Source organism: Streptococcus caprae, assembly GCF_042649745.1.
Lineage (GTDB): Bacteria > Bacillota > Bacilli > Lactobacillales > Streptococcaceae > Streptococcus > Streptococcus caprae.
Genome location: NZ_JBHRZV010000002.1, coordinates 37,110 through 59,956, shown reverse-complemented (window position 1 = coordinate 59,956; position 22,847 = coordinate 37,110). Strand labels below are relative to the sequence as shown.

20 protein-coding genes and 1 riboswitch are annotated in these 22,847 nt (G+C 45.4%); of the genes, 18 read left to right on the top strand and 2 right to left on the bottom strand.

What is annotated here, in order from left to right:
- Positions 1-21 precede the first annotated feature (21 nt).
- The 10 genes from ACFORF_RS00410 to glgP all read left to right on the top strand — a co-directional run bounded on the left by ACFORF_RS00410 (position 22) and on the right by glgP (position 9,121).
- Positions 22-1,200, top strand: a complete 1,179-nt coding sequence (locus tag ACFORF_RS00410) for a 3-phosphoglycerate dehydrogenase family protein (RefSeq protein WP_380424228.1) — start codon at positions 22-24, stop codon at positions 1,198-1,200.
- Complete coding sequence (locus ACFORF_RS00405; RefSeq protein WP_380424226.1) at positions 1,201-1,458, top strand: hypothetical protein; 258 nt, start codon at positions 1,201-1,203, stop codon at positions 1,456-1,458.
- Complete coding sequence (locus ACFORF_RS00400; protein WP_380424225.1) at positions 1,459-1,665, top strand: DUF3916 domain-containing protein; 207 nt, start codon at positions 1,459-1,461, stop codon at positions 1,663-1,665.
- Between the two features lie 56 nt (positions 1,666-1,721).
- Positions 1,722-1,955, top strand: a complete 234-nt coding sequence (locus tag ACFORF_RS00395) for a DUF6440 family protein (protein ID WP_380424223.1) — start codon at positions 1,722-1,724, stop codon at positions 1,953-1,955.
- Positions 1,952-2,440 carry a methylated-DNA--[protein]-cysteine S-methyltransferase gene (locus tag ACFORF_RS00390; RefSeq protein ID WP_380424329.1) on the top strand — a complete coding sequence of 163 codons (489 nt, stop codon included), beginning with the start codon at positions 1,952-1,954 and terminating at the stop codon, positions 2,438-2,440. The genes ACFORF_RS00395 and ACFORF_RS00390 overlap by 4 nt, the downstream gene beginning before the upstream one ends.
- Before the next feature lie 45 nt (positions 2,441-2,485).
- Positions 2,486-2,842 carry a Spx/MgsR family RNA polymerase-binding regulatory protein gene (locus tag ACFORF_RS00385; RefSeq protein WP_380424221.1) on the top strand — a complete coding sequence of 119 codons (357 nt, stop codon included), beginning with the start codon at positions 2,486-2,488 and terminating at the stop codon, positions 2,840-2,842.
- Positions 2,843-2,937: 95 nt separating this feature from the next.
- Positions 2,938-4,053: a 5-methyltetrahydropteroyltriglutamate--homocysteine S-methyltransferase gene (locus ACFORF_RS00380; protein ID WP_380424219.1), complete on the top strand. Its 1,116-nt coding sequence runs from the start codon at positions 2,938-2,940 to the stop codon at positions 4,051-4,053.
- 177 nt (positions 4,054-4,230) lie between these two features.
- Positions 4,231-4,860: an endonuclease III gene (gene nth / locus ACFORF_RS00375; RefSeq protein WP_380424217.1), complete on the top strand. Its 630-nt coding sequence runs from the start codon at positions 4,231-4,233 to the stop codon at positions 4,858-4,860.
- A 418-nt stretch (positions 4,861-5,278) separates the two neighbouring features.
- Positions 5,279-6,817, top strand: coding sequence for a 4-alpha-glucanotransferase (gene malQ / locus ACFORF_RS00370; protein WP_380424215.1), 1,539 nt, complete (start codon positions 5,279-5,281; stop codon positions 6,815-6,817).
- A 39-nt stretch (positions 6,818-6,856) separates the two neighbouring features.
- Positions 6,857-9,121, top strand: coding sequence for a glycogen/starch/alpha-glucan family phosphorylase (gene glgP, locus ACFORF_RS00365; RefSeq protein ID WP_380424213.1), 2,265 nt, complete (start codon positions 6,857-6,859; stop codon positions 9,119-9,121).
- Between the two features lie 75 nt (positions 9,122-9,196).
- Here glgP and ACFORF_RS00360 read toward each other — a convergent pair whose 3' ends face one another.
- Positions 9,197-11,971 carry a carbohydrate-binding domain-containing protein gene (locus tag ACFORF_RS00360; protein ID WP_380424211.1) on the bottom strand — a complete coding sequence of 925 codons (2,775 nt, stop codon included), beginning with the start codon at positions 11,969-11,971 and terminating at the stop codon, positions 9,197-9,199.
- A gap of 198 nt (positions 11,972-12,169) precedes the next feature.
- On the opposite strand from ACFORF_RS00360, the gene ACFORF_RS00355 reads away from it, so the two are divergent.
- The 4 genes from ACFORF_RS00355 to ACFORF_RS00340 all read left to right on the top strand — a co-directional run bounded on the left by ACFORF_RS00355 (position 12,170) and on the right by ACFORF_RS00340 (position 16,059).
- Positions 12,170-12,724 carry a GNAT family N-acetyltransferase gene (locus tag ACFORF_RS00355; protein ID WP_380424209.1) on the top strand — a complete coding sequence of 185 codons (555 nt, stop codon included), beginning with the start codon at positions 12,170-12,172 and terminating at the stop codon, positions 12,722-12,724.
- Positions 12,717-14,000 carry a CBS-HotDog domain-containing transcription factor SpxR gene (spxR, locus tag ACFORF_RS00350; RefSeq protein WP_380424207.1) on the top strand — a complete coding sequence of 428 codons (1,284 nt, stop codon included), beginning with the start codon at positions 12,717-12,719 and terminating at the stop codon, positions 13,998-14,000. The genes ACFORF_RS00355 and spxR overlap by 8 nt, the downstream gene beginning before the upstream one ends.
- Positions 14,001-14,083: 83 nt before the next feature.
- Positions 14,084-14,944: a methionyl aminopeptidase gene (locus ACFORF_RS00345; RefSeq protein ID WP_380424205.1), complete on the top strand. Its 861-nt coding sequence runs from the start codon at positions 14,084-14,086 to the stop codon at positions 14,942-14,944.
- Between the two features lie 158 nt (positions 14,945-15,102).
- Positions 15,103-16,059 carry a YihY/virulence factor BrkB family protein gene (locus ACFORF_RS00340; RefSeq protein WP_380424203.1) on the top strand — a complete coding sequence of 319 codons (957 nt, stop codon included), beginning with the start codon at positions 15,103-15,105 and terminating at the stop codon, positions 16,057-16,059.
- 127 nt (positions 16,060-16,186) lie between these two features.
- Here ACFORF_RS00340 and ACFORF_RS00335 read toward each other — a convergent pair whose 3' ends face one another.
- Positions 16,187-16,639 carry a GtrA family protein gene (locus tag ACFORF_RS00335; RefSeq protein WP_380424201.1) on the bottom strand — a complete coding sequence of 151 codons (453 nt, stop codon included), beginning with the start codon at positions 16,637-16,639 and terminating at the stop codon, positions 16,187-16,189.
- 28 nt (positions 16,640-16,667) lie between these two features.
- Positions 16,668-16,764: riboswitch (PreQ1 riboswitch) on the top strand.
- Here ACFORF_RS00335 and ACFORF_RS00330 point away from each other — a divergent pair.
- The 4 genes from ACFORF_RS00330 to pulA all read left to right on the top strand — a co-directional run bounded on the left by ACFORF_RS00330 (position 16,764) and on the right by pulA (position 22,684).
- The gene (locus ACFORF_RS00330) at positions 16,764-17,270 is read left to right on the top strand and encodes a QueT transporter family protein (RefSeq protein WP_380424199.1); all 507 of its coding nucleotides are present in this window, start codon (positions 16,764-16,766) and stop codon (positions 17,268-17,270) included. (Overlaps the previous riboswitch by 1 nt.)
- A 104-nt stretch (positions 17,271-17,374) precedes the next feature.
- Positions 17,375-19,333 (top strand): NAD-dependent DNA ligase LigA, encoded by a 1,959-nt coding sequence (gene ligA, locus ACFORF_RS00325; RefSeq protein ID WP_380424197.1) that lies wholly within the window; start codon positions 17,375-17,377, stop codon positions 19,331-19,333.
- Positions 19,334-19,355: 22 nt separating this feature from the next.
- Entirely contained in the window at positions 19,356-20,375 is a 1,020-nt protein-coding gene (locus tag ACFORF_RS00320) for a diacylglycerol kinase family lipid kinase (RefSeq protein ID WP_380424195.1), read from the top strand.
- Positions 20,376-20,467: 92 nt separating this feature from the next.
- Positions 20,468-22,684 (top strand): type I pullulanase, encoded by a 2,217-nt coding sequence (gene pulA, locus ACFORF_RS00315; protein WP_380424193.1) that lies wholly within the window; start codon positions 20,468-20,470, stop codon positions 22,682-22,684.
- Positions 22,685-22,847: the final 163 nt, after the last annotated feature.

Below are 22,847 nucleotides of genomic sequence, written 5' to 3'. Positions count from 1 at the left end.
GACAACAGAAAAGGAAAAATTATGGTCTACAGTGTTAAAACCTACAACAACATAAATAAAATCGGCCTGGAAAAGCTGGGTAACGCCTTTCAAATTGACGGTGACAAGGCAGACAATCCAGATGCCTACATCATCCGCTCTGAGAACTTGCACGGTGTCACCCTGCCAAGCAACCTCAAAGCCATTGCCCGTGCGGGTGCAGGGACAAACAATATCCCGATTGACGAAGCAACAGCTGCTGGTATCGTGGTCTTCAATACGCCTGGTGCCAATGCCAATGCGGTGAAAGAAGCTGTCTTGACGTCCCTCTTCTTGTCAGCGCGGGATTATTTCTCAGCGACGACCTGGGCTAATACCCTGTCTGGTGCGGATGTGTCCAAGCAAATTGAAGCAGGCAAGAGCCAGTTTGCTGGTACTGAAATTGCTGGCAAGACCCTCGGGATTATCGGGCTTGGTGCGATTGGGGCACGGATTGCCAACGACGCTCGCCGTCTGGGTATGAATGTCCTTGGCTACGATCCCTATGTGTCCATTGAAACAGCTTGGAGCATTTCTAGCCATGTTAAGCGTGTTAATGACTTGAAAGAGATTTTCAGCCAGTCTGACTACATCACCATCCACGTGCCATTGACACCTGACACCAAGGATACCTTTAACAGCGCAGCCTTTGCTCAAATGAAAAAAGGGGCAACCCTCATCAACTTTGCCCGTGCGGAGCTGGTGGACAACGCAGCCCTCTTTGAGGCCTTGGAAGCCGGTGTGGTCAAACGCTACATCACTGACTTTGGGACAGAAGAACTCCTCAACAAGGACGGCATCACGGTCTTCCCACACGTGGGTGGCTCAACCGAAGAAGCAGAGCTAAACTGTGCGATCATGGCCAGCAAGACCATTCGCCAGTTCTTGGATACCGGTGAAATTACCAACTCGGTGAACTTCCCTAATATGCACCAGGTTCTCGATGCGCCATATCGGATTACCCTCATCAACAAAAACGTGCCAAACATGGTGGCTAAGATTTCAACTGCCGTGTCTGAGCAAAACATCAATATCGACAATATCATCAACCGGTCAAAAGGCGACTTTGCCTATACCATCCTTGACCTTGACGAAACCGACAAGAGCAAGATTGATGCCTTAGTTACGACCTTTGAAGCGGATGCCAACATCGTCAAAGTGCGCGTGATTAAGGGGCAGTAGATGGGTCACTTGAAACCCTTTCGTGGTCAGACTCGCAAGCTCAAGCAGTTGCTGGCAAATCTACCGAGGGAGATTGCCCCCTATCTTGACCTCCATGCGTCGCAGCGCTTGCTTGCAGATGCCACAAAGCTTCATAAGCCTATTCGTCGTCAGTTGCTGGCTGATCTCTTGGCCTGGTTTGAGGACCTGGTGGCCAGCCACCCCAAGGGCCTGCCCTTTTGTCAGTCGGTTCTCTTTATCCGTGAGGACAATCCCTAGTTGTCGCAGATCATCGTCTTTTTTGATGAGGACTACTATCAGACCTTTTTTGACCGTGGTGACACTGATCAGACCTGGTGCTGGCTGGCGGGCGGTTTGTCCCCTGTCTTGACAGAGACGTCTCTGTCGGTCAGCACCTTGATTGAGACCTGCCAAAGTGAGGGGAGGACCTATCACGCGAGGCTTTATGTAGTTGCTAGTCCTTGAATAGAGGGCTAGCTTTTTGGTATAATGAAGGAAAAGGCAGAGTAAAGGAGCATATGATGTTTTTTGAGACAGATGAGAAAAAAGACCAAAAACGTTCTGAAAAAGAAGAACGAGAAAAGCTTGCGGAGCGGTTTGAACTCAGCACTTGGTTTTCCTTATCCCTTGAGGAACAAGGCAAGTTGCTGGTCGATAAGGAAACGGGTGTTGAATACCTAGTTGTCAAACAAGGAGTGGCAACTGCTATCACCCCCTTGCTTACCGCTGACGGCAAACCAAAGGTACGAGACTGATGCTGTTCAAAACCCTTTACCACTCGCCTGTTGGAGACTTGTCACTAGTGGCAGATGAGACAGGCCTTGTCGGTTGCTGGTTTGTGGGGCAGGCCTACTTTGAGCGTGGGCTGACTAGTCAGCCTATCATGAGAATGTCACCAGTGCTGGATGCTACTTGTGCCTGGCTGGACAGCTATTTTGCAGGGGAATGTCCTAGCGTGGAGCTACCTTTGGCAGCTGTCGGAACGGACTTTCAACAGAAGGTCTGGGCTGATCTGGTAGAAATTCCCTACGGTCAGACCGTGACGTACAAAGACCTGGCGGAGAAACGGGGTTGTAAGTCTGCCCAAGCCATCGGTGGAGCGGTTGGGAAAAATCCCTGGTCTATCTTGATTCCTTGTCACCGTGTGGTGTCAAGTGATGGCAGTCTGACGGGCTATGCCGGTGGGTTGGACAAGAAAGCTTGGCTACTGGCACATGAAGGCGTGAGCAATATCAGCTGACCTGCTCTGCCATTTCCCAAAAAAAGAAAGAAAAAGAGGACGATAATGAGCTATATCTTTTACGAATACCCAAAATGCACGACCTGTAAGAAGGCCAAGAAGGAGTTGACGGAGCTGGGTGTGGAGTTTGAAGCTATCGACATCAAGGAAAATCCGCCGAGTGTGGCCTTTTTGAAAGACCTGCTGACGGCATCCAATGTGCCGCTCAAGAGCTTTTTCAATACCAGTGGCAACAGCTATCGTGCCTTGGGGCTTAAGGACAAGTTTGATACGCTGACGATCGAAGAGGCCTTGGAACTGCTGGCGGCGGATGGCATGCTGATCAAACGGCCAATCCTGATCAAGGACGATAAGGTCTTGCAGGTGGGATACAAGACAGTGTATGAAGCATTAGGGGTATAGCTTAGAGTTATACCTTTTTGCGTAAAAAGACTATTATACAAGTAAAATAGCCTCTGATATAATCAGAATATGAAATCAACATCGGAGGTGTCGATATGACAAAGAAATATTTTGAACACGTGGGAAGCTTTTTGCGACCAGAAGAATTGAAAGCAGCTCGTCGTCAATTTGAAGCAGGCGAAATCAGCCAAGTAGAATTGACGGCTGTTGAAGACCGACTAATTACCGAGTTGGTCGACAAGCAGGTTGCGGTTGGCCTTGAAAAGGTGACGGATGGGGAGTTTCGTCGTGGTAACTGGCACATTGACTATTTCTGGGGCTTTGACGGAATCGAGCGGATTCAGTACGGAGAAGGTCTTCAATTTGAAGGACTGGAGACCAACGATGACTCTGCCGTTGTGACTGGAAAGATTGGCTTTACCAAGGAAAATCATCCGTTTATTGCCCACTATCGTTTCCTCAAACAACTGGCAGATGCGCGTGGGGTTGAAGCAAAAGTGACCATTCCTGCACCTGCCCAGTGTTTGGCAGAGTTGCAACGCGGTACCAATATTGAAAAAGCCTTGGAGTTTTATCCGAATCCAGCAGACTTGATTGTGGACTTGGCTGCCGCTTACCGTGAGTCTATCTTGGCTTTCTACGAAGAAGGTGCGCGGACTATCCAGTTGGATGACTGTACTTGGGGTGCTATCATTGACGATGCCTTTTATGAAAAGGTGCTCAAAGGGGTGATTCCAAAAGACGTTTTGCGGGAAAATCTTTTGACTGCTAACAATGCAGCGCTGGTAGATTTGCCAGAAGACCTGCAAATCAATACCCATGTTTGTCGTGGAAACTACCAATCCAGCTATGCGACAACAGGTCCCTACACAGCAGTGGCAGAAACCCTGTTTGGTCGGGAACATGCGACAGCCTATTTCTTGGAGTATGACACTGACCGTGCAGGTGGCTTTGAGCCTTTGGCAGAGTTCAAGGATCCAAATAAAGTAGCCGTGCTTGGCTTGATTACGACCAAAGAAGGTACCTTGGAAGATAAGGACCAGATCATCAAACGCATCCGTGAGGCTAGTCAAATTATTCCACTTGAGCAGTTATGGTTAGCAACCCAGTGCGGCTTTGCCTCAACAGAAGAAGGCAACATCTTGACCGACGAAGATCAATGGAAAAAATTGACTTTGGTCAAAGAAGTCATTGACGAAGTCTGGGGATAAGAACCGAGAGAGCTATCAAGCTCTCTTTTTCTCTTCTTATGATAAAATAGAACTATTGATTCTCTTCCAAAATCAACAGAATCCATCGTTAGGGTTTCTTGCCTAACTCTCTTATGCCGGCGTCATCCTGTCTTGGCTACTGGTGATTTTGATTGAGAATAATCTATGGAGGTAGTCATGGTTTTATCACAAAAGCGGGCACGGCATGTTATTCGGGAGATTATTGCGCTCTTTCCAGATGCCCAGCCTAGTCTGAATTTTCGCAATCATTTCGAGCTGCTCATCGCGGTTCTTTTGTCGGCCCAGACGACGGATGCGGCTGTCAACAAGGCAACGCCTTCTCTCTTTGCGGCTTTTCCAACGCCAGAAGCTATGGCAGCAGCGTCAGAAAATGAGCTGGCCAAGTACATCGCAACCCTTGGACTTTACCGCAACAAGGCCAAGTTCATGAAAAAGTGTGCCCAGCAGTTGGTCGATGACTTTGGTGGCGTCGTACCAAGCACTCGTGCGGAGCTCGAAAGTCTGGCAGGAGTTGGACGAAAGACGGCCAATGTCGTTATGAGTGTCGGCTTTGGGATCCCAGCCTTTGCGGTGGATACCCATGTAGAGCGGATCTGCAAGCATCATGATATTGTCAAAAAATCTTCCACTCCACGGGAAGTGGAAGACTATGTTTGTGCCATTTTGCCACCGGAAGAGTGGCTGGCAGCCCATCAGGCCATGATTTACTTTGGGCGGGCTATCTGCCATCCTAAAAACCCAGAGTGCCACGAGTACCCGCAACTCTACAACTTTTCAAACGCCTAAGAACCCACGCTAGTTAATTCTAGCGTGGGTTTTCTCTTACTTTTCTCTTACATCTCAATCTAAAGCACAATCGGTGCGTGGTCTTGGCGGGCGCCTGAGTCGATCTTCTCGAGAATAGTGTTGCGGCCCTAATAATTTACTTTGGAATAATAAGTTTAGCTGAGTAGTTGAGGAATTTAAAAGGTTTATAAAGGCCAGATAAAAATGTTTTGTGGTTGTATTATAAACGATGAAGTAATGATGGTAGTGCAGTACGCTTAACTAGGTTTTTATCTAGGGACTAGAGGTGATTACGGATTTTTTTGTGATTTTTCTTGACTTATGCAATCGTTTGCGTTAAGATGGTTTTAGACAAATAAATCTAGATTATAATTATTCGAGCAAGGGATTGCATGAGCAACCCTCGAAAGGAGTCTGTATGAAACAACGGTTGAGTGGTATTTTGATGCCTGTGACATCCCTGCCAGGAGCTTATGGTATTGGGACAATGGGTAAGGCTGCCTATGACTTTGTCGATTTTCTGAAGGAAACTAAGCAAACATATTGGCAAATTCTCCCTCTGACAACGACCAGCTACGGGGATTCTCCTTATCAGTCTTTCTCGGCAGTTGCTGGCAATACCAATATGATTGACTTGGAACTCTTGGTAGCTGAGGGGTTGCTGAACCTGGCTGATATAGATGGGGCAAACTTTGGGGATAATCCAGAATTCATCAATTATGCTCTGCTATTTGACTCTAGAAGACAGGTCTTGGAAAAGGCTACGCGAGCTTTTCTAGCGGATTCAGCCAATCGTGCTCGTCTCTCTGGTTTTGAGGAGGAGCAGTCTTCCTGGTTAGGGGATTACGCTGAATTTATGGCCATCAAGGAGCATTTTGGCCTAGTTGCCTTGCAGGAGTGGCCTGATCAAAGGGCTATCAAGCGAAATCCGGAACGTTTGGCGGAACTGCGGGTAGAATTAGCGGATGCTATCGCCTACCACAAGGTGGTTCAGTATTTCTTCTTCAGTCAGTGGTTGGCTCTGAAGACCTATGCCAATGAGCAAGGTATCAAGATTATTGGTGACATGCCAATCTACGTTTCGGCTGATAGCGTGGAAGTTTGGACCATGCCGGACCTGTTCAAGCTGGATGAAGATCGTAAACCGCTTTATATTGCGGGTTGCCCACCTGATGCCTTCTCCGATGTCGGTCAGCTTTGGGGAAATCCAATCTACGACTGGCCTAAGCATGCAGAGACTGGTTTTGCCTGGTGGATTTACCGGATTGCAGAAAGTTTGAAACTTTGTGACTTGCTTCGGATTGATCATTTCAAGGGCTTCTCAGACTACTGGGAAATTCCTGCTGGTTCAGAGACGGCCAAGACTGGTCAGTGGGTATCAGGGCCAGGGATTGCCCTCTTTGATGCGGTGAAACATGCGCTGGGGGACCTACCGATTATTGCGGAAAACTTGGGCTATATTGATGCCAAGGCAGAGCAATTACTTGATGATTCTGGTTTCCCAGGGATGAAGATTCTGCAGTTTGGTTTGTTTGACACCCGCGCCAATAGCATTGATATTCTACACAATTTTACGGTTAACAGTATTGCCTACACTGGAACTCATGATAATGATGTGGTTAATGGCTGGTATGCGAACCTGACGGAGGAACAAGCAGCTTTTGCGGATGCCTACCTCCACCGTCATCCAGATGAGAAAATCACGCATGCCATGCTCCGCAATCTCTTTAGTAGTGTGTCTAATGTTGCCATTGCTTGTATGCAGGATATTCTTGATAAGCCAGCCAATAGTCGTATCAATCTGCCGAATACCGTTGGTGGAAACTGGGAATGGCGGATGTTGGAAGAAGACATTACCGACGAACATCGTGACTTTTTGACCAAGCTAACCCTGCTCTATGATCGCGCGCCTGAAGTGCTGGAAGAAAATGCTCAAGAAGAGGCAGAAGAAGCCTAAAAAAACAGTTTATACTCGAATACAGAAAAGGAGACCCCCATGTCTACATTTACAGCTTTTGTTGCGTCAAAAGGACTCAACTTAGCAGAATTGACCAACCAAGAAATCTACACGGAACTCTTGACGTTTGTGAGCCAAGAGGCCGCAGATAAGTCTAAAAATTCCGGTAAACGTAAGGTTTACTATATCTCAGCTGAATTCCTCATCGGAAAACTTTTGTCTAATAACCTGATTAACCTTGGGATCTACCAAGATATCCAAGAGGAATTGGCAGAGGTAGGCAAGTCTCTAGCCGAAGTTGAAGATGTTGAATTAGAACCTTCCTTAGGGAATGGTGGACTTGGTCGCTTGGCATCTTGTTTTATTGATTCCATGGCAAGCTTGGGCATCAATGGTGAAGGGGTTGGACTCAACTATCACTATGGTCTTTTCCAACAAGTCTTCAAAGACAATCAACAAGAGGCTGTTCCAAACGTTTGGTTGACGGAACAATCTTGGCTCTTGCCGACAAGTGTTTCCTACAAGGTTCCCTTCAAGGATTTCACCTTGACATCTAAGCTCTATCGTATGGATGTTTTGGGTTACAAACGTGACACTAAGAACTACCTCAATCTTTTTGATGTGGAAGGTGTAGACGAGAGCTTGGTGGAAGAAGGAATTACCTTTGATAAGACGGAGATTGCCAAAAACTTAACCCTCTTCCTCTACCCTGATGATTCGGATAAAAATGGGGAATTGTTGCGGATTTACCAGCAGTATTTCATGGTGTCCAATGCGGCCCAGCTCTTAATTGATGAGGCCTTGGAACGTGGATCTAACCTTCATGATTTGGCTGACTACGCCTTCGTTCAAATCAACGATACACATCCATCTATGGTCATTCCTGAACTGATTCGCCTCTTGACGGAAGTTCATGGTTTGGACTTTGATGAAGCTGTTGCAGTCGTCAAAGACATGGTCGGCTATACCAACCACACGATTTTGGCTGAAGCTCTGGAAAAATGGCCGATTGACTTCTTGTTGGAAGTTGTTCCACATCTGGTTGATATTATTACGCGTTTAGATAGCCTGGTTCGTGAAGAATATCCTCAAGCTGAGGTTCAAATTATCGATGAGACCGAGCGAGTGCACATGGCCCACATGGATATTCACTTCTCTCGTTCGGTCAATGGCGTAGCGGCTCTCCATACAGAGATTCTCAAACATAGCGAGCTCAAGCCATTTTACGACCTCTATCCAGAGAAATTCAACAACAAGACCAACGGAATTACCTTCCGTCGCTGGCTAGAATTTGCCAACCAAGACCTGGCAGCTTACATCAAAGACTTAATCGGAGATGGCTACTTAACAGATGCGACTCAACTGGAAAAATTGGCAGCTTTTGCGGATGACCCAGCTGTTCAAGAACGCCTAGCAGCTATAAAATTCCAAAACAAGTTAGCTCTCAAGCGTTACCTCAAGGACAACAAGGGAATTGAATTGGATGAAAATTCCATCATTGATACTCAAATCAAACGATTCCACGAGTACAAGCGTCAGCAGATGAATGCCCTCTATGTTATTCATAAGTACTTGGAGATTAAGCGTGGTAACTTGCCTAAGCGTAAAATCACCGTGCTCTTTGGTGGAAAAGCAGCCCCTGCCTATACCATTGCCCAAGACATCATTCACCTCATTCTCTGCCTGTCAGAACTCATCAACAACGACCCAGACGTCTCACCTTACCTCAATGTTTTCTTAGTTGAGAACTATAATGTTACTGTGGCAGAAAAACTGATTCCTGCAACTGATATTTCTGAGCAAATTTCTCTGGCTTCTAAAGAAGCATCAGGAACTGGGAACATGAAATTTATGTTGAATGGTGCCTTGACACTTGGGACCATGGACGGTGCCAATGTGGAAATAGCAGAGCTGGCTGGAGCAGAAAACATCTACACCTTTGGTAAAGACTCAGATACTATTATTGATCTCTATGAAACCTCTGGTTACCATTCAAGTGAGCTCTACGCTAACAGCCTAGTCATTAAGGAAGCTGTGGACTTTATCGTTGATCCTGAACTTTTGACCTTGGGAAATCCAGAGCGCCTCAACCGCCTCTATCAAGAATTGCTCAACAAGGACTGGTTCATGACTCTGATTGACTTGGAAGAGTACATCGAGACCAAGGAACGTATGTTTGCGGACTACGAAGACCAAGCTAGTTGGAACCGCAAGGTCATCCACAACATTGCCCAGGCTGGTTTCTTCTCCTCAGATAGAACCATTGCCCAATACAGTGAAGACATCTGGCGTTCAGAAGTTTAAGGCTAAGAATCTAAAAAGACAAAAAAACATGATGAAGAGAAATTTCATCATGTTTTTTCTATATCAGACTAGGCATTAGTTTTTCTGACGTTTGCTATAACCGAGACCCAGGGCTCCGAAAATGAGAGCTGCTGTTCCAAGAACTGACGTTGCTTGGCTGGTTTCTTCTCCTGTTTCTGGCAAGCTTGTGAGCGTCGTTGAAGTTGACTTAGTGCTAGATTGCCCTGCTGCATTTTTGGCAACGCGGGAATAGCTCGCACTTGTTCCTTTGTTTGTTTTGCTTGATTTTGTTGAGGTCTTGTTCTTGCTCTTTGTTTTAGAGTGTGCTGATGGATCATTTTTTGAAGTAGCACTTTTTTTCTGAGTGCCGGAAGATTTCTCAGTATCTGTTGCATAAGTTTTATCCTCTGTGGTTACTTCACTAATTGTTGTGGTCGTATTTGTAGCTGTGTTAGTCTCTTCATTTGGTGCTGAACTTGATGCTGTTTCATCCTCGTTCGAAGTTTCAGAGGTGTTATCAGTAGTTGTTGCATCCGTACTAGATTTTGATGGTTTTGTTGTTGAAGTCGGTGCCAATGTAGAGTTAGTATTAAAGGTAATTGGAACAGTTACAGTGTTAGTGTCAGTAGCAGTTGCTGTAGCAGGCTGTTCTGATGCTTCTGTGCTAACAGGAGTTGCATTTACTGTCCGCGTTTCAGTAGCAACATTTGTTGTTGTAGTTTCAACGCTAGTAGGAGTTAAATTTGCAGTTCCTAGTCCGAAGCCTCCAGTCGGTGGAGTTGGTGGTGTTGTGCCATTGTTGGCAAATGGATTGGTTCCGTTTTGGTCAGATGGCAGAGCAGGTGGAGTTGTCCCTATCATGCTTGAAGGTTCAAAGGTTGCCCCATTAGGCATAGTCCCAGTCATTGTAGAGGGGTCAAAGGTGCTACCGTCTGGCATGGTTCCTCCCATACCTCCAGGACCAAAGGCCATCGAACTGGTCTCTGTTGTAGCCGTTGCAGTAGTTGTAGAGATGACATTGCCATCAGTGTCTGTCACCGTAATGGTGTAGGTGCTGTTTGACGTTAAGGCTTCTGTTGAGAAGACGACATTTCCAAAGGAAGTTGTCGCAGTTGTAGTACCGACAACCTTGCCTTGACTGTCTGTTACGGTGATTGTTTGACCAGTAGAACCAGATATGTTGGCTTGGATATAAGATTGACTAGAACCAGTCGAGAAGGCCTGGGCCATTCCTTGATTTCCAATGGCCCAAACAGTACCACCAAAAATGGTTCCCGTACCATCATAGTCAATAGCTGCATTGTCTGAAGAAGTTTGAGTGACGTAGAGATAACCAGACTTAACGCTAACATTACCATTCGCATCAATCCCGTCGCCAGCAGCAAGGACAGTTACATTTGCACCATTGATGTTAATGGCTACATCGTTTTCAATCGTATAGCTACCTAGAGCAGCGACAGCATCTGTATAGTCAGTATCTGTCGTCCATTCCTTGGCGTTGATGCCATCGTCTCCAGCAACAATAGAAATGGTTCCACCCTGTAAATTGACGTAGCGTCCTTCAAGACTTTCGTCTCCTGATGTGATGGTGACCGTTGTACTATCCCCGTCGATGAGAATTTCGTCAGAAGCAGTGATACCCTTATCAGTAGAATTGACAGTAACGGTTGAATTTTTGATGGTGATATCGCCTGAATTTACATCCGAAGTGTCCTCGACTTGGATGCCGTCATCGGTAGCTGTGATAGTTACAGTCGAATCTGTAATGGTGACCGCACTGGTTGCATTGATGCCGTCCTTGGCTGTTGAAGTGAGAGTGAGGTTGGCATCATCAATGACAATAGCATCTGCCTTAATCGCATGTTTTGAACTTGAGGTAACAGTTAAGCTCGCACCATTTTGACTGGTCAAAGTTACGGTACCTTCGGCTTCAATCCCGTTACCAGAGCTTGAACTGATGGATGAATCAGCAGTAGTAATGATATAAACTTCGTATTCAGATTGGGATAGGATTTGTGAACCTGACAAGGTTAAACCATCCAAAATCAAGGTGACTGAGCTTAAAACATTAGAAGTAATAGTAATCGTAACATCAGAACCAGTTCCTGTTAGGGTATAGGTTCCGGCTTGATTGATGGAAACAGTAGAGTCAGTGGTAGTCACGGCATCACTATCAGAGGAATCCACATTGATTCCTGTATCTGAAACTGTTATTGTAGCTGACGCTGTAGGCGCACTAGAAGAATCTGTAGATGTTGTTGCTGTCTCGGAAGATGTATTTTTATCTGGAGCAGTAGAAGCCGTAGTAGTATTTGTTGTGTCGCTATCGGAGCTTGATGTGCTAGTAGTGTCCGTTGAAGCTGTTTCGGTTGTTGCTGAATCAGAATTTGTTGTTGCATCGTTGTTCGTTGTCGTTGATTCTGAGCTTGTAGTAGCATCAGTGTTTGCTTCTGTTGAGTTTCCAGAAGATGCAGTAGTATCTGTTACCATCGTATCTGTTGTAGAATCAGTACTCTCAGAACTTGTGTCAGTAGCCTTATCTGAAGTTGTAGCTGTTGAGGCAGTTGCAGCTGTCGATTCTGAAGCCGTTGAGGAGCTTGTAGCAGTATCGGCTATCGATGAAGTATCAGAATTTGCCGTAGAATTTGTTGCTGAATCTACCGAAGTGTCGGAGCTATCTGTGGTGGTTGAGGCAGTAGTAACCGTCGTTTCATCAGCGGAAACACCAGAGGTTGATACTAAACTTGTTCCAAAGATGACTGTAGCGACTAGGACGGAGCCTGCAGTTTTCCATTTTGAAGATTTTTTAATCGTGAATCGTTGTTGGGAATGCTTATTTGATAGTGACATAATAGTGTCCTCTTCCTTTTTTGATTGAGACTATTAAACCCAACCAGCCCTTAAAAATTCTTAAAGAAATCCTAGAGAAACCTTAAATGACTCCAAGACTTTCAATTTTTAGCTAACTGTACTATTGAAAATTTTTATTTTTAGTTCTGATTCCTTGATACTATTGACTTTTATCAGCTTTAACTGTATCATAACAGTATGGATATGATGATACGATTAGCACAGTTTGCGGAGTTTGAGACCCAGTGTTTGCTGCTGCGTCCCTTTGCCTATAAAGATCAAGCAGATTTTTATGAAATAGCTGGCAATCCTGAGAATTTAGCCTTTATCTTTCCAACCCAGGTGACCCCTCAGGAGAGTCTAACCTTTATGGTCCATTATTTCATGAAGGAACCCCTTGGGGTTTGGGCCATTGAGGAGAAAAAGTCTAGCAAGCTCATCGGTGCCATTCGTCTGGAAAATATGGACTTTAATTCCCAGCATGCAGAAGTGGGGTACTTTATTCATAAGGATTACTGGGGGCGTGGCCTAGCCAGTGAGGCTCTCAAGAATCTGACCTTTTTGGCTTTCCAGGAGCTTCATCTTAGAAGCTTAGCTATTATCACCCATAAGGAAAATCTAGCCAGTCAGCGGGTGGCGCAAAAGGCAGGTTTCAGGCTGGTTCGTGAGTACAAGGGAAGCGACCGCTATAGCAAGCAGGTTCGTCGTTATTGTCTATTTGAAATGAGAAAGAGCGGGTATCGCTATGAGTAAGCACCAGGAAATTTTGGATTATCTGGAAAAATTGGCTGTCGGTAAGCGCGTTAGTGTGCGGTCTATTTCCAACCATCTCAAGGTCAGTGATGGGACCGCCTATCGGGCTATCAAAGAGGCTGAAAATCGTGGTTTGGTAGAAACTCGACCACGATCAGGAACAGTCCGCATCGAGCAAAAATCCAAGGCAAAATTGGAGAAATTGACCTATCAAGAAATTGCCCAGGTGTCTGATTCTCAAGTTGTTGCTGGTCAGTCTGGTCTTGGTCATGAGTTCTCCAAGTTTTCGATTGGGGCTATGACCCTGGACAATATTGGCAAGTACTTGGTCAAGGGAGGTCTCTTAATCGTCGGTGACCGTGAGAATATTCAGCTCCTGGCCCTGCAAAATCACAATGCTATCCTGATTACGGGTGGCTTTGAAGCATCGGACAAGGTCAAGGAGACGGCGGATGAACTAGGGATTCCAGTCATGGTGACCAACTATGACACCTTTACCGTGGCGACCATGATTAACCAGGCCCTTTCCAATGTTCGCATTAAGACAGATATTAAGACCGTTGACCAGGTCTACCATTTTAAGAGTGACTATGGTTATCTGACGGATGGACAAACGGTCAAGGACTACAATAATCTGATTAAGAAGAACAAACATATCCGCTATCCAGTCGTCAATAAGCACAATATGGTGGTCGGTGTTGTCTCCATGCGAGATGTAGCGGGCAAAAGCGAAGATATTACGCTCGATAAACTGATGACCAAAAATCCAACCTTGACCAAGCCGACCGACAGTCTGGCCAACATTGGGCAACGGATGATTTACGAGGATTTCGACATGTTGCCAGTCGTGGCTGCAGATCAGACCTTGTTGGGTGTGATTACCCGACGTCAAGTCATGGAAGGCATGGAAGATGCCCGTCATGCCAAACTCCATACCTACAGTGACCAGATTATCACCCGCATCAAGGAGGGGTATCAGGGCTATGAATTTCGGGTAGAACCAGCCATGATTGACTCAGCTGGCAATTTGGCTCATGGTGTCCTGACAGAGGTTATCAGAGAGCTCACTCTATGCACCTTGACCCGTAAAAGTAAAAAGAATATCATTATTGACCAAATGGTGTTATACTTTTTACAGGCTGTTCAGATTGACGATGTCTTGATTTTCAAGCCGCGGGTGATTGCGGAAAATCGCCGTCATTCCAGCCTTGATTTTGAAATCTATAGCCAGAATACCTTGGTGGTTAAGGCCTTCGTCACAACCCGTGTCAATTAGCCTTTGGACCATAGCAGAGCGCAGACCTGGTCTGGTTTTTGCTCTGCTATTTTTACGAGAAAAACCTTAGAAAGAAGAATGAAATGATAACATTAAAATCAGCGCGCGAAATTGAAGCCATGGACCGAGCAGGAGACTTTTTAGCCTCCATCCATATCGGCCTACGTGAGGTGATTAAGCCTGGCGTTGACATGTGGGCGGTTGAAGAATACGTCCGCAAACGCTGTAAGGAAGAAAATGTCCTCCCTCTCCAAATTGGAGTAGATGGGGCTGTGATGGACTATCCTTATGCGACCTGCTGTGGCCTCAACGACGAAGTGGCCCATGCCTTTCCTCGCCACTATATCCTCAAGGAAGGTGACCTCCTCAAGGTGGATATGGTCCTGTCTGAGCCTTTGGATAAGAGTGTCCTTGATGTCTCTAAATTGAACTTTGATAACGTAGCGGAGATGAAAACCTATACCCAAGATTACAAGGGTGGTTTGGCGGATTCCTGCTGGGCATATGCAGTTGGTCAAGTCTCAGAAGAGGTTCAAAACCTCATGGACGTGACCCGCGAGTGCATGTATATTGGGATTGAGCAAGCCAAGGTCGGTAACCGTATCGGTGATATCGGGGCGGCTATCCAAGACTATGCAGAAAGTCGTGGCTACGGTGTGGTGCGTGACCTTGTCGGTCATGGCGTTGGTCCAACCATGCATGAAGAACCGATGGTACCAAACTATGGAGTTGCTGGCCGTGGCCTTCGCCTTAAGGAAGGTATGGTCCTGACCATCGAACCTATGATAAACACCGGTACCTGGGAAATCGATACTGATATGAAGACCGGATGGGCCCACAAGACCCTCGATGGCGGCCTGTCTTGTCAATACGAACACCAATTTGTTATCACTAAGGATGGACCTGTCATCTTGACCAGCCAAGGTGAGGAAAGAACTTATTAAGATCAGTCTGTCTGAAAAATGACTCGAACTGGAAAGAAGTTTCCTATATCCTCTTAGACTTTTTAAGTATCTAATCAGTCTGTAGTCTAGGTAATTTTGGTACTATTGACAGCCTTACTTAAGCTATCTTCGCTAGTGAACTAAGAACGAATGCATCTATGAAAAAAGTTTTAAATCTTCCCTTTATCAAGAATTTTCTGCGCTTTTTCCAGTCAGCAGAACTTGAGTTTACGGCAGTAGCAGTTGCCTACTATTTGCTGATATCAATCCTACCTATTTTCATGCTCCTGGCCAGTCTCTTGCCCTACCTGCAAATCAATGCAGGGGATGTACTCAAGGTCCTGCAGACCGTTTTGCCAGACCAGCTCTATAATTCTGTAGCTGGGATTGTCAGTTCTATTTTGACGCAGCCGTCTTCAGGCTGGATTGGGGTGTCTATCGTGACGACCTTATGGACCTTTTCTCAGTCCATCTCGGTGTTACAAAAGGCCATCAATAAGGCTTATGGGATGACGGACCATCGTGGGATGATTCTCAGTCGGATTGTCGGTATCATCGTCGGCTTGATTTTGCAGTTTGCTTTGATTGTGACGACCTTAGTGGCCACCTTTGGTCCGACTCTCGTTCATCTCTTGCATGAGCATATTCCTTTTGATAATGACCTCTATTATACCTTGTTGGATTTGACCCTACCAGCTACGCTGGGGTCTCTAGTTGCGGTTTTACTCTTCGTCTATTATCTGTTGCCAAATGTGAAGATCAGGAAATTCCGCTATATTCTGCCGGGGACTATTTTTGTAGTGGTAACCTTGAGTACAGTCTCGCGGCTCTTCTCAATTTATGTCAGCAATTTCATCAATCGCTTTTCTGAGTTTCGTTTTGTATCTTTCTTTGTTGTGCTGGTAATTATGCTCTGGTTTATTTTTATCACCAATGTCGTCATCATTGGTGCAATTATCAATGCCAGTTTTCAAGGGATTTACGAACCAGAATTTCAGACTAGGCGCAGCTCAGTCTCTGCTATTGTATCCAAATTTTCTAAGAAAAAAGGGAGTGGGAAAGAACTCAGCCAAGCTAAAAAGAGTTCGTCTTCCCACCCCCGCAAAGTTGATTAGATCATCTTTGAAGCTTGAAAAGCGAACAAAGAAGTCAATCAACCACTGCGTATAGTTATTTATTTCCAAAATAAGAGAGATTGGACTTGTGTTAACCTCCTGAATCAGTCTGCTTCGAAAGAGCAGGCTATTTTTTATGCTTAAAGATGAAGAGCTTACTGATGAAGTAGTTGGTGACCATGATGAGGACTTGGCCAATCAAGGTTGCAATGGCGTTAACCCAGTTCATGTCATTGTGAACGAACTGGCCGATGATACCTGGGAAGGTGTCGACCAAGAGCCAGGCCAAACCAAAATCCAAAACCAGCGTTGATAGCCGTGCTAGGAAGAACTTGATGAAGCGTTCAGCCCGTCCCATAGCTTTTTGCGCGAAAACATAGGTATCATTGATGATAAAGGCAAAGATAATCGCCAAAACATTGGCAATAATAGCTGAAATCGTCGCATTTTGCAGGATTGGATAGATGTTGATACGAATGACCGTATAAACAATCGTCGACAGGACACCTGCAACCAGATATTTGAAAATCTCGTGATTAAGGACGGTAAACATAAATTCTTTTGAGAGATACTTTTTCATGAGATTACTATAGCATATTTGATAAAAAAATGCTATACTGGACAAGTTGCAAAGCAACCCTTGGCACTTATTTCCCTTTTGCCAAGCATATTACAAGCGGTTTAGCCGCCAAAGGAGAATCTATATGAAACAACTTACTGTTCGTGACTACGTGCAAATGGCACTGGTCGCCGCCCTCTACATCGTTTTAACGGTGACACCGCCTCTTAATGCTATTTCTTACGGGGCCTACCAATTCCGTATTTCTGAAATGTTAAATTTCTTAGGCTTCATCCATCCCAAATACATTATCGCTGTGACGATTGGTTGTATGATTTCAAATTTTTACAGTTTTGGAATGATTGACGTGATTGTCGGTGGTGGATCAACACTGGTTTTCGTCAGTTTAGGTGTCTGGCTGTTTTCGAAATATAAAAACGAATATCTGTTCAATGGCATGATTAACAAGGCCTATTGGTACTTTTCGTTTTTCTTTGCAGCCACTATGTTTACCGTAGCTGCAGAGCTGACAATTTTGTCTGGGGCTCCGTTTTTCTTGACCTGGTTTACAACTGCTATTGGAGAATTAGCGTCCCTACTCGTAGGTGCTATTTTGATTGATAAAATAGCCAAGCGAATTGACTTTAAATAGGGAATTCGACCTCTCATCTGTGAGAGGTTTTTTCATACCTGGAAAAGGTAAACTTAGAACGATTCTTGATAGGAGAATGGCAATTTTTATGGTAAACTAATAGTATGAATGAACAGATGAAGGCGCTGGTTGATCAGCTCAACCGCTATGCTATGGAATATTATACCCAGGACAATCCATCCGTGTCAGATGCAGAGTATGACCAACTCTATCGTCAATTGGTAGAACTTGAAACTGCTCATCCTGAACTTGTCTTGCCGGATAGCCCGACCCATCGTGTTGGAGGCTTGGTTCTGGAAGGTTTTGTGAAATATGAACACGAGTATCCTCTTTTCTCCTTGCAGGATGCTTTTTCGCGCCAGGAATTGGATGAGTTCGACCGCCGTGTCAAGGCTGAGTTCCCATCGGCGTCTTACCTAGCGGAGCTTAAGATTGATGGGTTGTCTATTTCCCTAACCTATGTGGATGGTCAACTTATGGTCGGTGCGACCCGAGGTGATGGGACTATAGGAGAAAATATCACGGAGAACCTGAAGCGAATCAAGGACATCCCCCTGACCTTGCCTGCTGGACAAACGCTTACTGTTCGAGGTGAGGCCTATTTGCCGAGAGCTTCTTTTGATAGGATTAATCTTGAGCGTTTGGAAAATGGCGAAGCTGAATTTGCTAATCCTCGTAATGCCGCTGCGGGAACCTTACGGCAGTTAGATACAGCGGTAGTTGCCAAGCGGGGTCTGGCGACCTTCCTATATCAGGAGGCCAGTCCCACCCAACGTGAAACCCAAGAACAGGTTTTGGAAGAATTGAGCCAACTGGGCTTTTCCGTCAACAAAACCCGTCTCGTTACCTCGTCTATGGATGAGATTTGGGACTTTATCACCCATATCCAGGACCAGCGTTTAAGCCTGCCTTATGATATCGATGGTATTGTCATTAAGGTAAACAATCTGGCCATGCAGGAAGAACTTGGTTTTACGGTCAAGGCCCCTCGCTGGGCTGTTGCCTATAAATTTCCTGCTGAAGAAAAAGAAGCTCAAATCCTTTCAGTCGACTGGACTGTCGGTCGGACTGGGGTGGTGACGCCAACGGCTAATTTGACACCGGTGCAATTGGCTGGGACAACAGTCAGTCGAGCAACCCTGCACAATGTCGATTATATTGCTGAGAAGGATATCCGTATCGGTGATACAGTGATCGTCTACAAGGCTGGGGATATTATCCCGGCCGTTCTCAGGGTTGTTGAGGATAAACGACAGGATCAGGTGCCAATGCTGATTCCAACAACCTGTCCGTCCTGTGCTTCTGAACTCATTCATTTTGAGGATGAGGTGGCCTTGCGCTGTATCAATCCCCAATGTCCGAGTCTCATTCAGCGGAGTTTAGAGCATTTCGCCAGTCGGGATGCCATGAACATCACTGGTTTGGGTCCGTCTGTCGTTGAAAAGGTTTATAGGGCCGGTCTAGTCAAGGATGTAGCAGATATTTATCGCTTGGAGGCAGCAGATTTTCTGCAGTTAGAAGGCTTTAAAGAAAAATCGGCTGACAAACTCTATCAGGCTATTCAGGCTTCAAAAGCTAATTCGGCTGAGAAACTCTTGTTTGGTTTGGGGATTCGTCATGTTGGTAGCAAGGCCAGTCGCCTCCTCTTGGAAAAATTTGAGACCCTGCAGGCTCTATCTCAGGCGGCGGAAGAAGACATCGCTGGAATCGATGGTCTAGGGACGGTCATTGCTAACTCATTGGTTGCCTATTTTGAACGTTCTGGGGCTCGAGAACTCTTGGATGAGTTAGCTAATTATGGTGTTAATTTAACCTATCTCGGTCAACGGGTCCAAGCAGATGCCGCCCTATCAGGTAAGACCGTTGTCTTAACTGGGAAACTGGAAAAGCTCTCTCGGAATGAAGCTAAGGAAAAATTGCTGAGCTTAGGGGCCAAGGTCACAGGTTCTGTATCCAAGAAAACAGATCTAGTCATCGCAGGGACCGATGCCGGTAGTAAACTTGAAAAGGCTCAGAGTTTGGGCATTGACATCCGTGACGAGGCTTGGTTGGATAGTTTATAAATAAAAGTAAAAGAGAAATAGTATGGTTGCAAGTAATAAACGAGCACGGCTCATCTATAATCCGACCTCTGGTCAGGAAATCATGAAGAAAAATGTAGCAGAGGTTCTTAATGTCTTGGAAGGTTATGGCTATGAGACATCGGCCTTTCAGACGACTGCGGAGCCAAATTCTGCAAAAAATGAAGCTACCCGTGCTGCTCAGGCAGGTTTTGATCTTGTTATCGCAGCTGGTGGCGATGGCACGATCAACGAAGTGGTTAACGGAATTGCACCACTGGATAAACGACCCCTTATGGCTATCATCCCTACTGGGACAACTAATGACTATGCACGTGCCCTGAAAATCCCACGGGGGAATCCAGTGGCCGCGGCTAAAATTATTGGGCAAAGTCAGCTGGTTCAGATGGATATTGGACAGGCTAATCACCAGGACTATTTCATCAATATTGCAGCAGCAGGTTCCTTTACAGAACTCACTTACAGTGTTCCAAGTCAGCTCAAGACGATCTTTGGTTATTTGGCTTACCTGGCTAAGGGAGTGGAACTCCTGCCTCAGGTTTCAGCTGTGCCTGTTCGGGTTGAGCATGACGAAGGTGTCTTTGAGGGTAAGGTCTCTATGATTTTTGCTGCCTTGACTAACTCAGTTGGGGGCTTTGAGACCATTGCACCAGATGCTAAGTTGGACGATGGTAAGTTTACCCTCATTATGGTTAAGACTGCCAATCTTTTTGAGATTGTTCACCTCATTCGCCTGCTCCTCAGTGGTGGCCAGCATGTCAATGATAAGCGGGTTGAATACATCAAAACCAGCAAGATTCTGATTGATCCCTTGACCCGACAACGGATGATGATTAATTTAGATGGTGAATATGGTGGAGATGCTCCGGTTTTCTTAGAAAATCTCAAGAACCATATTACCTTTTTTGCCAATATAGATGAAATTCAGGACGATGCCATCATACAAGATCCTGCTGAGTTAGCCTTGCGTGAATTAGCTGATAAGCTCAGCCATGAGTTAGAAGATATGGACAAAAGTAACTAAACCATCAGCATAAAAAGTGCTATTATGAGACAATTAGGGTGCTCTTGTCAAGCAAGGGTGCCTTTTAAACGGAGAAAGAAAGAGGAAATCAAGTGGAAAATACGGTGCTTGTCCATGTGCATAGTCAGTACACTCCCTACTTTGATTTAAGTTTATGGCAGTGGCAGGAAGGCCAGTTAGGAAGAGATGCTTATTTTCAGCGTTATGATAGTTTTGGGGCTGTGGCAACTTTGACCTATCCTTCCGAAGATTTTTTGCCTGAAGTCTACCTGATGCTAAAAACTGCTGACTGGTCTAAGAAGTCTGTCGATTTTCAGGTGAGACGCAATAGTGGAATTCCTAAAACTGAGGTTTGGCTGGTCGATGGAGATGATAGACTTTACTATTCTCGACAAGCAGCGGTCACCAGTCATCATTACAGTCATCGTCAGGCACATGCTTTTGATATGGCAGTAGCTAGCAGAGCGTTCGACCGAAAATGGGCCTTTGATGGTTGGTTTGGTTTTCGTTATCAGCCATCCGAGACGACTTTTCGGGTTTGGGCACCGACAGCTGAACGTGTAGAGTTGATTTTTTATAGTTCAACTGATGAGAGGGCTAGTGTTTCCCAGGTCTATCCAATGGTTCGTGGTCAGGAGGCAAATCCTGAGGATTGGTCAAAAAATACACAGGGAGTCTGGTCTTTGATGGTCCCAGGAGATTGGAATTTTCAAGCCTATGCCTATCGTATTTACTATCGTAAGCGTACTTATCAAGATACTCGTGATCCCTATACCATAGCAACCGTGGGCAGGGGGAGACGGTCTATTGTCATTGCTGAGGAGGACCTCCGACCGGCTGGTTTTTCGGTCAAACATGGTATCGAGGCCCCTTGGCGTTTATCCAATCCCAATCGTGCAGTCATAGCAGAAATTCATATCCGTGATTTTTCTAAATCTGAGACTTCAGGAGTGTCAGCTGCGAAACGCGGCAAGTTTCTCGGGGCTATTGAAACTGGAACGGTCAATGCATTTGGAGATAAGACCTGCTTTGACTACCTGAAGGAGTCAGGATACAATTACATTCAACTCCAACCGATTTTTGACCACCATCAAATCATAGAAGCTGATGGTTCCTATAAATATAACTGGGGTTATGATCCGGAAAATTACAATGTGCCCGAGGCATCCTTTACCAGCAATCCCCTGAGTCCGACAGCCCGAATCCATGAATTGAAGCAGGTCATCCAAGCCTATCATGATGCGGGTATCGGTGTCATTATGGATGTGGTCTATAATCATACCTTCTCTAGTTTAAAATCGCCCTTCCAGCGGACAGTACCAGATTATTTCTACCGTATGAATGTGGATGGTTCCTTCCAAGATGGCACTGGTTGCGGTAATGAAACAGCCAGTGAAAAAGCCATGTTCCGCAAGTATATGTTGGACTCAATTCGCTATTGGGTCACAGAATACAATGTTGACGGCTTTCGTTTTGATCTCATGGGACTTCATGATGTGGAGACCATGAACCTTATCCGCCAAGAACTGGATAAGATTGATCCTCGCATCCTTATTTATGGTGAAGGCTGGGATATGGGTACAGGCTTGGCACCTGAACAGAAGGCTAAGAAACAAAACGCGACCCTGTTGCCAGGCATTGGATTTTTCAATGATGACCAGCGTAACGCTGTCAAAGGAGCAGAGGTCTATGGATACTTTAAGAAGGGCTTCGTCTCAGGTGCAGGTAAGGAAAGTAAGGTGGCCAAGGCCATCCTTGGTAGCGATGAATTGAACGACTATTTGACTCCGAGTCAGGTCGTCAACTATGTTGAAGCTCATGATAACTATAATCTCAATGATTTGCTACTGGAACTCCATCCAGATGATAGTCAGGCAGACCATGTCAAAAGAGTAGAGTTGGCGACTGGAATGAACCTCTTGATGCAGGGGATTTGTTTCATGGAATTGGGCCAAGAATTCATGCGAACCAAGCTCTATCCGACAGGGCCTGATGGACAGCTGACCTGGGCAGACAAGGAACGTGCTATGAATTCCTACAATGCACCAGATGAGGTCAACCAGATTGACTGGAACTTGGTCACGACTAATCGTGAATCCGTTGAAAAAACAAGAACTTTAATGGCGCTCAAACGTGAGAATCCCTTGTTCTCACTAGAAACTTTTGCAGCTATCCGAGAGCAGGTTTTCATTGAATCTGCTGAAGAAAATAGTGGTGTAGTCAACTTTAAGTTAGGTCAAGAAAATGGTTACCATATTTCTTACAATTCTCATGAAAAAAATCTTAAAATTAGCATGACAGATTCATAGACTTATGGTATACTTGATGTATTGAGAAACGCTTACATATTTTCAAGAGAAATTTCAAGCGTTTAGGATAAGTTCATTGGATTTAGTATAATAACCCGAGGTTTTCCGAGGGTTATTTATGTTAATAAACAATGAAAACGCTTTACTAAAAGAAAGGGGGAAA